The organism is Acinetobacter chengduensis, assembly GCF_003664645.1.
Classification (GTDB): domain Bacteria; phylum Pseudomonadota; class Gammaproteobacteria; order Pseudomonadales; family Moraxellaceae; genus Acinetobacter; species Acinetobacter chengduensis.
On sequence record NZ_RCHC01000008.1, the window covers coordinates 179581 to 193594 of the forward strand.

Genomic DNA, 14014 nt, shown 5'->3' on the forward strand with positions numbered 1-14014 from the left:
AAATCTGTAGTGGAACTGTATAAATTCAGGTCATTTCAGCCAGATTAAGAAGTACTGTCTGAATTTGGATTTTGATCTTTTGGTTGTTGAATGAGCATAGCCGCTAATTTCAGCATTTCGCCTTGGATATTACCCATTTGTTGCTCAATCTTTTTAAAGTCAACTTGGCTTAAATCGACTTGGCCATTCAGAAAAGGTGAATTCAGCACTTGTTGATTGGCGTTCAAAATATTTTGGCGGATATCTGAAATTTCTTGGGATTTAAGTTGAACTTTATTTAATGCCGAATCAAAGGCTTGTAATTGCTGTTGAAGCTGTGTGGCTGCCTGTTGTAATTGAGCATGATCTTGTAGATCCACCGCTTTTTGTAAGTCGCTTTGAGTTTGTTTTAACTGTTGAGTGTAGTCATTGGTGCTGAGTTGTAAATCAGTGACATCACGAACAATATAAAATAAATTCCCCTGTTTCAGATCTGAGGGCGTTGCATCTTGCTGCTCAGACATGGGCTGTATTTCATCTGCAGTATTTACGCTGTCAGTGGTTGCTTCACTTGTCGGTTGATCTCGACCTGCTTGATCACAGCCTAATAAAATCAAACCAGTAGCAAAAATAGTGAAAGGCAGAACAGCACCCTGAAGAAACTTTTTCATTACAGCTAAATCTATCTATTTATATAATTTCTAATATGCAGGCAAAATGTGTAAACAAAATAGAGAGACACAAAGTCATAACAAAAAAGTGATGATTATGAATAAATGAAAAGAGCGCCGAAGCGCTCTAGTCTGATGGGCTAGTGATTAGCCAGCAATGATTTTAATAATGCTATGGTTGGTGATGTTAGTTAATACATAATCGCCATTCACTTTAATCCATTGCTGGTTTTTAGCTGGTTTGCTTAATTTTTTGTATTTGCTGTGATCAACTTTGTAGCTGTTGCCACGGTATTGGCTCGGTACTTTTTGTCCTGCGCGCCAGTCATGAGCAGGTTTTACTGATTTTTTATGTTGCTGCGCTTGAGGCTTAGCTGGGGTTTTATCTTTTTGCACTTGGTGCTGTGCAGGGGCTTTTTGATTGTGTGTCGCCTGCGGTTGATGATTTTGATTATCTTGAGGTGCAGCCATTGCAGGTGCAGCAACTAAAGCTGTTGAAATTGACAGAACAATTGCTTTCATTAATGTATTCATAAGTTCACCTGTTATTTGCTACATCTGTTTTGAATAAGTTCAGCATATAATTGATTCACAGATAAAAATTGAATGTATTGTTGAAAAATTATTAAAATTAAGAATAAATTGTGGATATTCTCTTATTTTGATAAAAATAAATATTAAATTTTGGATTTTTTTGAAATTAAACCTTATTAAAGTCCTAAGGTGATAACTTTAATAAGGCATTTTTTGTTGACTAGATGTGTATTTATTTTGCTAATTCAGCATTAATTGCATCCACAATACGTGGGTCATCTGCAGTAATATCTGGTGCAAAACGAGCTACAACTTCGCCTTGTTTATTCACTAGGAATTTTTCAAAGTTCCAAAGAACCTCAGGTGGCTCATTTGGTGTCAGGCCATAATCGACTAAATCTTTCCACCATGGACCTTCACCAATACGGGTTGGAACAGCTTGGGTCAGAGTTTGGTACAGTGGGTGTTTATCTGCACCAGCCACCGAAATTTTAGAGAATAATGGGAAATCTACTTGATAATTCAATGAGCAGAACTGCTGAATTTCATCATCTGTGCCTGGTTCTTGTTCTAAAAAATTATTTGCTGGGAAGCCTAAAATTTCTAAACCTTCAGCTTTTTTTGCAGCATAAAGTTTTTCTAAGCCTTCATATTGCGGTGTTAAACCACATTTTGAAGCCACATTAACCAACAGTAAAACTTTGCCAGCATATTGATTTAATGTAGTTTCTTGTCCATCAATACGCTTGACTGAAATATCATATACAGAAGCCATGTAAATTTCCTATCTACTTATAAATGTATCCTCAATGTTTTAGCGGTAAAACGGCTATGGGGCAAGAGTTGTCGCGCTGGCTTTACTACTTATTTGTGGTTTTCTTTGTATAAATTCAGCATAAGTAATTCAAAAGATCAGCATCGACGAAAAATGATTTCATCAATGTATATTTTAGAAAAAATGTTAAAGATCAATTTAACATTTTTATTTGGCTGGCCACATGTTGGACGCTAAGACTACTTTTTTAATCTCGTAACTGTGTGGGTGTTTTTCCTGTATAGCGTTTAAAAAATTCAATAAAACTGGAACTATGCTGATAACCCAGCGCAAAGCTTAATGCTTTAATCGAGATGCCCTGTTTGAGCTGTTGAATAGCATATAAAATTTTGGCGCGATTTCGCCATTCACTCAGTCCCATGTGTAATTCACTTTGGCTTAGGCGCAGTATGTGTCGTTCGCTTAAATGTGTGGAGACTAAACATTGTTGCAGGCTCAATTGAAAATATTCAGGGGCGCGTAGCTGTTGTAACAGCGGTTGCAAAATAGGGTGATGGCTCTGTGGTAAATAGTGCTGATGTTTGGGGGCGGATTGGAGCTGATCATAGATCACCCAAAGCAAATGGCGATATGTGGCTAAGTTAGCATGGTCTTTTGTAGCTAAGGTTTCTTCGACTAATGCTCTAAAAAAAGGACTCACATGAAGTATTTCAGTTTGACTAGGCATCTGCTTGCTAAGAGCAGGGGCCAATCGAATGGCAACATAATGAATAGGTTGGTCATCTATTGCATGTGAGTTGTGTTCTGTAAATGGTGGAATCCACAAGCCATAGCTTGGGGGTGCAAGATGTAATTGTCCTTCCACTTCATATTCAAATAGTCCATTTAAGCAAAAGTTAAAATCCCCCCATAAACAACTATGTGAATAGACCTGATCACTTGGGCTGTAGCAAGCCGTAAAGATTTCAATGGCTTGTTCAATGCATTGGGATGGTTCTACTAAATTTGGCATGTCAGTCTTCAAACCATGTCGGGAGTCCAATATGAATGTCTGAAATAAGATATTTAAATTAAAACAGACAATGTACAGAATATAGACTTTATTTAACTAGAGATAGCATCATGCAAATGGGTAGCACACGGTTTGCGTTTATTTTGCCTGTGATTGCGGTGTTGATCTGGTCGCTCAACATTGTCGTTACCCGCTATGTGGTTGATTTTATTTCTCCCTTAAGCATTAGTTTTTATCGATGGTTGTTGGCATTTATTGTGTTAACGCCTTTTATGGTTGTGCCGGTTTGGCGCCATCGAACTCAGCTTTTGCAACTTTGGCCAAAGTTGGCATTGCTATCGGCCTTTGGCATGGTGCTGTATCAAGGCTTAGCATACACCGCAGCACATTATACAACGGCCACCAATATGGGGCTGATCAATGCATTTACGCCTGTATTTACCATTGTCATTGCTATCTTTATTTTAAAAGAATTTCCTAGCCCATTAACTATAATGGGCTGTGGTATTTCATTTGCTGGTTTAGTGTTGGTCATTACTCAGGGACAATTTGCCCGCTTAATTGATTTTGGTCAGTATTCTGGTGATTTGTTAATGGTATTGGCTGTATTTCTATATGCTTTTTATGGGGTATTCCTCAAAAAATGGCAAATTTCACTTCCTGTGATGGTGAGTTTATACATTCAAATCCTTTTTGCGTTGTTTTATCACCTGCCTTTTGTATATTGGCAAGGCTTAGACGCGCTAAATGCAGACAATATAGGTTCAGTATTATATGCGGGTATTTTCCCTTCCATTTTTGCTACGTTGTTTTGGATGATGGCGGTGCAACGCTTAGGGCCAAATAGTACCAGTATCTTTATGAACTTCATGCCGATCTTTACAGCCGTGATCGCCTATTTTTGGTTGGCAGAACAATGGGGCATATACCATACAGTGGGTACAGTGTTGACCATTTTTGGGGTGTTGTTAGCACAAAATAACCGCTTTTGGCAAAAAGAAGCTTAGTTTTTTCTAAAGCCAATAATATTGTTATGATTAAAAAATAATCAAATAAACTATTTTCTTTGATTGGATAATGCGCTTATATATGTAAAATTAAGTGCAAAATGTGATTAAATTGGTGAATATTTTAATTAAAACATAATCAAAAATAGTAAGATAGTTTTACTAATACTATGTTTTTTATTAACTAATCATACTAAAAATGTTTTAATTAATAGAAAAAACCTATTTGTTTGTGTGTGGTGATTGCGACATAATGCATCCATAGAAAGACATCAAACATTGAATTGATGAATTTCCCAAAGATTTTTGAACCCTCTGGATGTGGTTTACACATCCTTTTTTATGCTCAGTCATCCCTATATGACTGAGCTTTTTTTTGTCTCAAATTTACTGCATTTCTGCAGTAGCATTGAATATTATGCGCGGATGATTTCACCAGTTTCCGCATCAATAATTTTACTCGGCTCACGACTTAAGCCTAAATCACCATTCAAATAATTCGGTGATTGCTGGAAATAAGCAGTTGCTTCTTGCAATGAGCGAGCAGGGCTTAAACCCGCGGGATTGGCACTTGTTGAAACAATAAAGCCATTAAATGCATTGCATAGCGCAACGCATAGAGGGTGAGTTGTTACACGGACTGCAACTTTGGGATGGTCGCCTTTAATCCATTGTGGAATATGTTCACCTGCAGGGAGTAGCCACGTGGTGGCACGCTCAGTAGGTGCACGATTACTCCACGAATCAATCACTTGTGCGCGCATTTCAGGAGAGAGAGTTTCTAATAAATGCGCGATTTGATTGACACTAGATGCCAGTAAAATGACACCTTTTTCAATTGGGCGTTGTTTTAAGCGTAAAATTTCATGAAATGCTGCTTCATTAAAAGGGTCGCAACCTAGACCCCAAACAGCCTCTGTGGGATATGCCAGAACGAGTCCTTGTTTAAGACATGACGCTGCTTCGGCAACAGAGGTAGTAATCATTTGATAAACACCTTTTTAACATGCAAAAGACTATTGTGAACCTTATTTGCCAGAACGACAACGTAGATAGCGCCCAGCTTGCTGTAAAGCAAAGCCTTGCAGTTCGAGCTCCATCAGTTGTGCTGTGAGCGTAGCGGTATCTTGTTTGAGTATGATTGCCAATTGGTCAAGGTCTTGACCCACCCAATCGAGTTGATTGTAAATAGGGAGCAAATGTTCAGGAATACAAGGGGGCTGAGTATGTTGTTGTGCGACCAATTGATGATGTTGCCATTGCGTAGGCAGGGCGAGGTCCTCAATCACTTGTTGCGGATGGTCCACTAAAATAGCGCCTTCTCGAATCAATTGGTGGCAACCTTGATGGAATTCACTATAAATATGACCAGGAATAGCAAACACCAGCTTACCTTGTTCAGCTGCCAGTTTTGCAGTAATTAAAGATCCACTTTGCTGAGCCGCTTCTGCCACAATCACGCCTAAACTGAGTGCACTGACAATACGGTTTCGCCGTGGGAAATGATGCTGTAGTGGTGGTGTTTGCGGTAAAAACTCTGTAATCACCGCACCACCGTGTTGAATAATGTCTTGCTTTAAGCTTTGGTGTGAAGTTGGATAGGTTTGATCCAGACCTGTGCCCATAACGGCAATGGTACGTTGATGTTGTAATCCACCTCGGTGCGCGGCCTCATCAATACCTTGTGCTAAACCACTATTAATAAAGAAACCTTGTTCACTTAAAAAAAATGCAAAATCATAGGCAACTTGTCGGCCGTGTGGACTGGGTTTGCGACTACCGACGATGGCCACTTGGGGCTGTAATAGCGCTTGCGGATTCCCCTGCCCAAAAAGAATAGGTGGTTTATCGTTATAAGGTAAAAGTTGCTGTGGATAATGTAGATCATCTATGCAAATTACAAAATCGCTATGCTGTTGAATCTGGGTGAGGCAATGCTGAAATTTTTGCTGGCCTTCTGTTTGATAAAATTCTTTGAGCCGTTGAATATGATTTTTATGTAAGCCTAAGCGTTGCCATGTTGGCACTTCTGACGCTTGGAAAGCATGACTGAGTGTAGGATAGTTCTCATGAATTTTATAGAAACTGGACAATGAATGCTGAACCAAATACCACAATGTAATTATATCAATTTGCGCTTGTGATAGCGGATTCAGCATAGTGTGTCCTAGTGTGGATTAATCATCCATCAAAGGCGGTTGGATGCTTGCGCCAACTTTAATTGGCAGTTCGCTTTCTAATACGTAGGCATAACTTAAGTTATCAAATGTTTTGAATACCATGATTTGTCCAACGCGTTGATCTGGTAGTTGAATACGTTCACGTGTTTTAGGGTCGTTTACGATGTCACCTTTGTCGTCTACACTAAAGACATAACCTGGTTGTACGCCTTGGGAAGAACCACGATCAATGGTTACCACGCTATGAATCGCCGCAGTGCCAATGGAACCGAGTACACGGACTACTGAACCACCTGAAGTCACATTATTTGCATGTGTAGGATAGAACACAGTAGGCAACATTGGATCATATTCAGGTAGTACACGGTCACCACGACGAACTTCTCCAGTAAAAGTATCTGTTAGTTCTAGCGTAGTGATATCATTTTCACCGCGAACAGCAATGCCTGAAGCAACTTGATTGATTTCTAGGCCAGCTGTATATTTTTTACCTTGGTCATCTGTTAGAACGTATGGTTGACCTTCACGATATACCGCATAGCGTTGACCTACTTCTAAACCCTGACCGCGTGCATAAACCGTTTGGCCAGCGGCAGCAAGTACGCGATGATCTGCTGCACCTACGATATAAGGTGTCTGTTCGAGTGATTCAGGATTAATGATACTACTACGCTCTAACCATTGTTTAATATATTCTAATGGAATGACAGGAATAGCATTACTTAAAGATTCAACACGAACCTGAGGTTGTAGCTTTGTACCACCTGTATAACGGCGGATAATGCCTTCACAACCATCACCTTCATCTTTACCAATAATTGGCTTGCCATTATAGGTACACATCAGTAAGCGGTCGCCTGGGAAAATCCAGTGTGGGTTTTTAACATGCTTGTTACTTGCCCAAATTTCAGGCCAACGTACTGGATTTTTTAAGAATTTTTTTGAGATATCCCAAAGCGTATCGCCTTTTTTCACCACATACACATGTGGGGCGCTAGCTTTTAAAGAGGGTGGATTAATATTTCGAGCAGGCGCTGCTTCGGCAGTACTGATTACGCCCAAACCTACACTCGCACAGATTGCGAGAGTCAGCATCTGTTTTTTAAACCCCAAGGCACTAAAAAGTGGCATGCCTTTCAAAACCTTTTTCATTATCATAATTCCTAAAATTATGTATGTAGTTGCGTTATAATAACGATCTTACACACATTTTTTTGATGAAGCATTCCTTCATTTGGTTTTTTGATCAGTGGCATAATTGAGGACGCAGTATGGCCTTATTACCTATTTTAAGTTTCCCGGACCCCCGTCTTCGTACCATTGCAAAACCTGTAGAAGAGGTGACTGATACGATTCGTCAGCTCGCTGCAGATATGTTTGAAACCATGTATGAAGCGCCTGGCATCGGTTTAGCTGCGACACAAGTCGATCAGCATATTCAGTTGATCGTAATGGATCTATCTGAAGATAAAGATCAACCCATGGTGTTCATTAACCCCAAAATCACACCATTAACTGAAGAAACGCAGCCTTATGAAGAAGGCTGTCTGTCAGTGCCTCAAATATACGATAAAGTTGAGCGTCCGTCACGCGTAAAAATTGATGCAATTAACCTTGAAGGTCAAGCATTTGAAATAGAAGCTGATGGACTTCTCGCTGTTTGTATTCAGCATGAAATGGATCACTTAAATGGCAAGCTCTTTGTCGATCATTTATCGCCATTAAAGCGCCAACGCGCACGTGAAAAAGTGGAAAAACTGATGCGTCAGCGCAATCGTGAAAAACAGCCTGTGAAGCGTTAATTAGCTTTGATGGTTAAAGAGTGATAAACAAAACCCAATTTCGATTGGGTTTTGTTATACTTAGAATCGACAAATTTTAGGGTTTGCCATTGTTTTTGCGTAGTGGGTTGCTACTTTCCTTTGTAGCCGTTTTTTTACAGATCGCTGTATTTTTACAGCCTTTGCTTCCGCAGCAATATCAAATTGCGCCGGTCTGTGAAACCATTACGCGTGCACTTTTATCCCATTCTGTACCTTCGCAATCCAATACACATGGCACACACCATGTAATGCATGAGCATTCGCTACAACAAAATGAAACGGTAGCAACTCATTCACACGATCATGATGCTGGTCATCAGTGTCAGTACTGTACTGTATATGGCAATTTAGTGCTTCCACCGACGTTGGATATTCAAGAAGTACTTGATCGTATTCAGGTTCGCTTGATTGCTTTTGTACGTAGCTTTATTCATGTTTGGTTTGCGCTACAGCGTCTATTTTTACTTCCTCAGGGGCGAGCCCCACCACTTTTTGCATAAATCAACGTTTTGAAATTTAAGGGTCTTGACTGGCTCCAGACCCGTTGTATTTATGTTTTAAGTGAGATTCTAAAATGGCTCAGCCTCAATTTTATTTACAGCCTTTAGCTGCTGCAATCGCTATTGTATGTTCAACTGCCACGTGGGCAAATGTTGCTGACGATGCAATGACTCCATTAACGCCCGTACAAAGCTTGGCGCCGATTGTAGTAACGGCAGCAGGTGGTAATGATGCCAATGGCTTAATTGTGCGTGCAGATCCAAAACAGCCAATTCAACCGATTCCCGCATCAGATGGTGCAGATTATTTACAGAGTATTGTTGGATTTAGTGCGGTTAAAAATGGCGGGACCAATAGTGATGTGACTTTCCGTGGCATGTTTGGTTCACGCATTAAAATTTTGACCGATGGCACAGAAAACTTAGGTGCGTGTCCAAATCGTATGGATTCGCCAACTTCTTATATTTCGCCAGAAAGCTATGACCGCATTTCGGTGATTAAAGGCCCACAAACCGTACAGTTTGCTAATACAGGTTCAGCTGCGACGGTGATTTTCGAACGGACGCCTGAAACCTTCGAAGACGGAAAAAATTACCGTGGTCAAGCCAGTGTGTTAATGGGTTCTTATGGACGTTTGGACCACAATGCTGAAGTGGCAGTAGGAGATAGCAAAAAGTATGTCCGTTTAAATGCCAATCGTTCAATGTCAGATAGTTATAAGGATGGCAATGGCGTGAAAGTCCCTTCAGATTGGGAGCGCTGGAATGCAGATTTAGCCTTGGGTTGGACGCCAGATGAAAATACTTGGTTAGAGCTGACGGGTGGTAAAGCAGATGGTGAAGCCGTCTATGCAGGCCGTTCAATGGATGGTTCGATGTTCGCGCGTGAAAGTCTGGGACTACGCTTTGAAAAGAAAAATATCACCGATGTGATCCGTAAAATTGAAGCGCAAGTGAACTACAGCTTTAACGATCATGTGATGGATAACTACAGCTTACGTGAGTTTAATCCTGCTGATGGTATGTCCATGCCGATGGCCTCGAATGTTGCACGTCGTACTTTGAATGCGCGAATGGCTGTTACACATCAATGGGATCAGCTTCAACTGATTGCAGGTGTTGATACACAGAATAATGAGCACTCTAAACGTAGTGGTAGCCTGATGTCGCCGTATCAGGATAAAACACGTGAAAAAGATATGAAGTTCCAGTCTTATGGTGGATTTGCTGAACTGAGTTATCCACTGAGTGAAAATAATCAGCTGGTGTCTGGTGTGCGCTTAGATCAGGTCAAAGTCACAGATGAACGCGTTGCTTCTGCTACAGCGGGTTTAAATACTGAACTCACTAAGACCTTGCCGAGTGGCTTTATCCGTTTTGAAAACAAACACCCAGATCATGACGATGGTAAAACCTATATTGGTTTAGGTTATGTTGAGCGTATGCCTGATTATTGGGAGCTATTTAGCCCGAAACACGGTAATGCAGGTACAGCAAATACTTTTAATGGGCTAAATACCGAAAAGACATTGCAGTTAGATGCAGGTTATCAGCATGCACATGGTGCATTTAGCTCATGGGTTTCGGCTTATGCAGGCCTCATTAATGATTATATTTTAATGAGCTATCATGATCATTCATCTTCAATGCCGGGTATGAATCATGGCATGTCCAGTAAAACAGCCGGTGCAAAAAATGTGGATGCAACCATTGCTGGTGCAGAAGCGGGTGTGGGTTATCAATTTACCGATGCAATTCAGGCGGATGTAAGTGCTATGTATGCATGGGGTAAAAACACCACAGATGGAAAACCACTACCACAGATTGCGCCTTTGGAAGCTCGTGTGAATTTACGCTATGTACAGGAAAAATATACCCTTGGTGCATTGTGGCGTGTAGTGAATGGTCAAAACCGCATTAGTCAAGATCAGGGCAACATTGTGGGCTACGATATGCAACAAAGTGCAGGTTTTGGCACATTGGCCTTAAATGGGACATACCATGTTAAGGATGGTATTGATCTGTCAGTTGGTGTCGATAACGTTTTGGACAAAACCTATAAAGAACATTTAAATAAGTCGGGTAGTGCAGGCTTTGGCTTTGCTGAAGAAGAGCAATTTAACAATACAGGGCGTAATTACTGGGCACGGATCAGTATGAAGTTCTAAAAGTGTAATTGCTAAGTTTGTTAAAGAAGCCATTGTTCATGAACGATGGCTTTTTTATTGCGTTGGCATATATGCTATATGTTAAGCTTTTAAAGCTTAAAAATAATTATTTATAAATCATCTATGTAAGTGAATTAAGGCATGCTGACTGAAGAATTTAAACAAAAAGTGCTCGAAGATTTAAATACACAGAAATATAGCGTATTTGAAACTAAAGAGCTGACAGCAACATTTAAAGCTGAAGTCAGAGCATGGTTGAAGTCGGAAGGAATTTATCTCTTTGATTTTTACCGTCATCGACGTAATAAAACGCGCTATTTTATTGCCTTTCAAGAGGCTGAAATTCCTGAGAAAAGATTCCGTATTTATAGTGAGAATCAGAATTTTATTGGTAAATTTCTGCCATTTGCATGCGCTATGCTCATCCTGTTACTTACAGTCATCCTTATGCAGTACGGTTTTTCCAGCCTACCTGAGCGTGGTGCAATTCGTAGCTTAATGAATGCCTCGGTCATCATTTTGATACCATTTTTTATTGGTATGCTCTTGGAGTATCTCGCTTCACTGAATGAGCCGAATCTATCTTTTTGGAGGGCGAGTCTCGGTGCTGTGGTCGGCACTTTACTTATTCTTGTGGTGAGTATCTTTGTATTACGTGAAGGCGTCATTTGCTTAGTTATGCTGGGCCCATTGGCCTTTGCTGCACTTTTTGCAGGTTGCGGTGTAATGCAGTTGATTTGCGCCTATTTCTGGAAACCGTCTAATAAAATTTATTCTTTGTCTATTTTGCCATTGCTACTGTATTTGGTTTTACCAGATTTCTCTAAGCATGAGTATGGGCAAACCCAGCGTGAAATGATCATTCATGCCTCTCCAGAGCAAGTATTTAAAGCCATTAATCAGATTGGCCCAATTCATGCTGATGAAGTTCCCAACAATTTTATTTTCAAGATGGGTTTTCCAAAACCAATTTTTGGCATGACAGAGCAACGTGCTGAAGGTTTGGTTAGAACTATCCAGTGGGAACGTGGTGTTCAGTTTGAGGAACGCGTAAAGGCAATACATCCCCCGTATCTGCTGAGCTGGGATTATCAATTTAATCCAAATTCATTTCCTAAAGGCTCTTTAGATGACCATGTGGAAGTGGGAGGTCAATATTTTGATTTACTCAAAACAGACTATCAGTTAGCTAAAATAGATGCGCAAACTACAAAATTGGTTTTAACCATTGATTACCGTGTATCGACAGAATTTAATTGGTATAGCAAGTTATGGATTCACTATATTTTAGGTGAGTTTAGCGATGTGGTGATGACAATTCATAAAAATCGTTTGGAGTAAGTGTGAGGCGATATGCCTCACACTAAAATTGAAATTTAACGATGCATACTCGCCAAATGCTTGGCTTTACTTTGATATAAAGCTAAGCCTAACTTTTGTGTTTTTCGTCCTTTGCGCTGTAAAAAGTGATTTAAAGCGGGTATGTAACGCGCACCATTGTAGAGTGTTAGATTCCGTGCAATTAAATAATAGGCAAACCATGATGCGGATTGTGGTTTCAGGCCTAAGCGTTGCATACGCTTTTTGCCAATAAAAAATTGAGTGACTTCAAGGTGTTGTTTATAGGCTAACTTTTGCTGGAGAGGCCGTAAATAAGGATACTGACGTTCAAAGGGCTCATTGGAAAGACTGGTTCCGAGTGCATGGCTACTTTGATCTGATTCTGGGTGTGCAAACTGCATCCAATATAAAAAACGCCAACCTTCAGATTCTGTTTCTACCAGCCATGGTTCATCAATGCCCATCAGCCAGCCGATATAACGCCAAAAATGCAGAAAATCTTCAGTTTCTTGTTGACTTGGGAAAATCCCCAGTGCGCGAATACCAATTAACACCACACTGCTAAAAGCCAGATTGGTCATGGCTAAATCAAATTGATTAATGGGGAGCCCCAAGTTTCGCTATCCCACTCTTGCTTATGCTTTAAGTGATAACGCACTAAACTATGAATAAAGCGCACATACAGTGTAGACGTGAAGCCTGCATGAAAACGCGTTAAAGCGTTTGGCTCGGTAATATCCATCCACCATTTTGTGGTTTCGGCCAAGCGTGTGCCTGCTTGCTTATTTAAAGCGCCTGTCATCATTAAAGGCTGGTTAAATCCTGGATATAGATATCCAGCCATTAGAGATAAATCACGTAATACAAAGCCGTTATTGATCCCCAAGCGATGTGTAAACTCTACAGCACTGTCTAAACGCTTTTGATTAACCCAAGAGGGTGGGATTTCGATGTACTGAAAAAAGCGGGTAAGTTCGGCGACAGAAGGACTAAGCGATCCTAATCCCTGATATAGAGCTTGCTCAAACAGCTTGCGATTTTGTTTCGGGTTTTGCATGACCCAGCTCACCACTGCATCCATGTGTGTGTCACCAGAAACTAATGCTTTATTGAGTTGAAGGTATTCGGTATAGGAGGGAGCTAGCGGTTTAACTGAAAAATGGCTGAGCAACATGCTGAATAGCGTACTTTGTTGCATACGCTGGAAAGAATGCAGACGTGTCGGGGATAAAGCGGTCATTGTCTATAGACCTGTGTTGTTGTTTAATCAAACACTAATATGAATATTTATTCGCATTCAATTCGCATTTTAAATCTAAATATAGCGGGCAGAATAATGAGAAAAAAACCAAAACAACAACGTGCGAAAATAATCGTAGAACATATTTTACTTGCTACACAGCAGTGTATTGCTGTGCATGGACTATTACAGCTAACAACACCAAAAATCGCAGAGCGCTCAGGCGTTGCAGTTGGATCAATCTACCAATATTTTGAAAATAAAGAACAGATTGTCGAAGCGTTACTTTTACAAAAGTCCGAACAGTTAGGATTGGCTTTTAAACAACTGGTGGTTCAAACAGAGGCCGACAGCATTTATGAAATTATTCCGATTTGTATTCAATTTGGTTTCGATACCTTAAAAGCCGACCAAGGTTTCTTCATCGAAGTGTTAAAGCAGTGGCATCACTATAGTCAATCGGATGCTTCTGCTGTGCTGGAAAAGCATTTCTTTGAAGTAGGGATGTACTTGTTTAATCGATACTATTCACATTGGAATTTCGAAATTTTAAAAAATAAATCCTTTGTGATTATTAATAGTACGCTATTTACAATCATGAGATATGTGAGTAATAACAACTTTCTTATTACAGAACAGCAACTTAAGAAAGAATTAACCTTAATGATCTTGGCGTACTTAGACGTAGAAAGTAGTATTATAAAATAATTAAAAATATATTTATTATAAATATCAGTTATTTATGCATTTTTTAGATTAAATACCAATCACTCAAATAAATAAT

General features: G+C 40.0%; 13 protein-coding genes and 1 pseudogene. 6 read left to right on the plus strand and 8 right to left on the minus strand.

Features of this window, described 5'->3' with window-relative positions:
- Positions 1 to 44: 44 nt before the first annotated feature.
- The 4 genes from D9K81_RS09325 to D9K81_RS09340 form a co-directional block, all read right to left on the minus strand.
- Entirely contained in the window at positions 45 to 650 is a 606-nt protein-coding gene (locus D9K81_RS09325) for a hypothetical protein (protein ID WP_120375748.1), read from the minus strand.
- A 147-nt stretch (positions 651 to 797) separates the two neighbouring features.
- On the minus strand, positions 798 to 1184 hold the full coding sequence (locus D9K81_RS09330; RefSeq protein ID WP_120375749.1) for an RcnB family protein: 387 nt from the start codon (positions 1182 to 1184) through the stop codon (positions 798 to 800).
- A 232-nt stretch (positions 1185 to 1416) separates the two neighbouring features.
- A complete protein-coding gene (locus D9K81_RS09335; protein WP_120375750.1) occupies positions 1417 to 1959 on the minus strand; it encodes a glutathione peroxidase in 543 nt (180 codons plus the stop codon).
- 247 nt (positions 1960 to 2206) lie between these two features.
- Positions 2207 to 2971, minus strand: coding sequence for an AraC family transcriptional regulator (locus D9K81_RS09340; protein WP_120375751.1), 765 nt, complete (start codon positions 2969 to 2971; stop codon positions 2207 to 2209).
- Between the two features lie 110 nt (positions 2972 to 3081).
- Here D9K81_RS09340 and D9K81_RS09345 point away from each other — a divergent pair, with 110 nt between their 5' ends.
- The gene (locus D9K81_RS09345) at positions 3082 to 3978 is read left to right on the plus strand and encodes a DMT family transporter (RefSeq protein ID WP_120375752.1); all 897 of its coding nucleotides are present in this window, start codon (positions 3082 to 3084) and stop codon (positions 3976 to 3978) included.
- A 416-nt stretch (positions 3979 to 4394) separates the two neighbouring features.
- Here the strand turns inward: D9K81_RS09345 and D9K81_RS09350 are convergent, their stop codons facing one another.
- The 3 genes from D9K81_RS09350 to D9K81_RS09360 are packed head-to-tail and all read right to left on the minus strand — an operon-like array spanning position 4395 to position 7310.
- Entirely contained in the window at positions 4395 to 4964 is a 570-nt protein-coding gene (locus tag D9K81_RS09350; RefSeq protein WP_120375753.1) for an L-threonylcarbamoyladenylate synthase, read from the minus strand.
- Between the two features lie 42 nt (positions 4965 to 5006).
- The gene (dprA, locus tag D9K81_RS09355) at positions 5007 to 6137 is read right to left on the minus strand and encodes a DNA-processing protein DprA (protein ID WP_120375754.1); all 1131 of its coding nucleotides are present in this window, start codon (positions 6135 to 6137) and stop codon (positions 5007 to 5009) included.
- 18 nt (positions 6138 to 6155) lie between these two features.
- Positions 6156 to 7310, minus strand: coding sequence for a LysM peptidoglycan-binding domain-containing protein (locus D9K81_RS09360; RefSeq protein ID WP_120375755.1), 1155 nt, complete (start codon positions 7308 to 7310; stop codon positions 6156 to 6158).
- A gap of 119 nt (positions 7311 to 7429) precedes the next feature.
- On the opposite strand from D9K81_RS09360, the gene def reads away from it, so the two are divergent.
- From def to D9K81_RS09380, 4 genes are all read left to right on the plus strand, one after another.
- Positions 7430 to 7960 (plus strand): peptide deformylase, encoded by a 531-nt coding sequence (gene def, locus D9K81_RS09365; RefSeq protein ID WP_120375756.1) that lies wholly within the window; start codon positions 7430 to 7432, stop codon positions 7958 to 7960.
- 89 nt (positions 7961 to 8049) lie between these two features.
- Entirely contained in the window at positions 8050 to 8481 is a 432-nt protein-coding gene (locus tag D9K81_RS09370; RefSeq protein ID WP_120375757.1) for a DUF2946 family protein, read from the plus strand.
- A 74-nt stretch (positions 8482 to 8555) separates the two neighbouring features.
- Entirely contained in the window at positions 8556 to 10649 is a 2094-nt protein-coding gene (locus D9K81_RS09375) for a TonB-dependent copper receptor (RefSeq protein WP_120375758.1), read from the plus strand.
- Positions 10650 to 10790: 141 nt separating this feature from the next.
- Positions 10791 to 11990, plus strand: a complete 1200-nt coding sequence (locus D9K81_RS09380) for a DUF456 domain-containing protein (protein ID WP_120375759.1) — start codon at positions 10791 to 10793, stop codon at positions 11988 to 11990.
- Between the two features lie 35 nt (positions 11991 to 12025).
- On the opposite strand, the pseudogene D9K81_RS09385 reads toward D9K81_RS09380, so the two are convergent.
- A pseudogene (locus tag D9K81_RS09385) lies at positions 12026 to 13230 on the minus strand (oxygenase MpaB family protein).
- 96 nt (positions 13231 to 13326) lie between these two features.
- Between D9K81_RS09385 and D9K81_RS09390 the strand changes: the two are divergent.
- Positions 13327 to 13938: a TetR/AcrR family transcriptional regulator gene (locus tag D9K81_RS09390; RefSeq protein ID WP_120375760.1), complete on the plus strand. Its 612-nt coding sequence runs from the start codon at positions 13327 to 13329 to the stop codon at positions 13936 to 13938.
- Positions 13939 to 14014: the final 76 nt, after the last annotated feature.

What these genes read in the sequence shown, in the direction of transcription:
- D9K81_RS09350 (WP_120375753.1), bottom strand. Translation starts at nt 4,964, where the DNA reads ATGATTACTACCTCTGTTGCCGAAGCAGCGTCATGTCTTAAACAAGGA.
- D9K81_RS09380 (WP_120375759.1), top strand. Translation starts at nt 10,791, where the DNA reads ATGCTGACTGAAGAATTTAAACAAAAAGTGCTCGAAGATTTAAATACA.
- D9K81_RS09375 (WP_120375758.1), top strand. Translation starts at nt 8,556, where the DNA reads ATGGCTCAGCCTCAATTTTATTTACAGCCTTTAGCTGCTGCAATCGCT.
- D9K81_RS09390 (WP_120375760.1), top strand. Translation starts at nt 13,327, where the DNA reads ATGAGAAAAAAACCAAAACAACAACGTGCGAAAATAATCGTAGAACAT.
- dprA (WP_120375754.1), bottom strand. Translation starts at nt 6,137, where the DNA reads ATGCTGAATCCGCTATCACAAGCGCAAATTGATATAATTACATTGTGG.
- D9K81_RS09325 (WP_120375748.1), bottom strand. Translation starts at nt 650, where the DNA reads ATGAAAAAGTTTCTTCAGGGTGCTGTTCTGCCTTTCACTATTTTTGCT.
- D9K81_RS09340 (WP_120375751.1), bottom strand. Translation starts at nt 2,971, where the DNA reads ATGCCAAATTTAGTAGAACCATCCCAATGCATTGAACAAGCCATTGAA.
- D9K81_RS09335 (WP_120375750.1), bottom strand. Translation starts at nt 1,959, where the DNA reads ATGGCTTCTGTATATGATATTTCAGTCAAGCGTATTGATGGACAAGAA.
- D9K81_RS09345 (WP_120375752.1), top strand. Translation starts at nt 3,082, where the DNA reads ATGCAAATGGGTAGCACACGGTTTGCGTTTATTTTGCCTGTGATTGCG.
- D9K81_RS09360 (WP_120375755.1), bottom strand. Translation starts at nt 7,310, where the DNA reads ATGAAAAAGGTTTTGAAAGGCATGCCACTTTTTAGTGCCTTGGGGTTT.
- D9K81_RS09330 (WP_120375749.1), bottom strand. Translation starts at nt 1,184, where the DNA reads ATGAATACATTAATGAAAGCAATTGTTCTGTCAATTTCAACAGCTTTA.
- def (WP_120375756.1), top strand. Translation starts at nt 7,430, where the DNA reads ATGGCCTTATTACCTATTTTAAGTTTCCCGGACCCCCGTCTTCGTACC.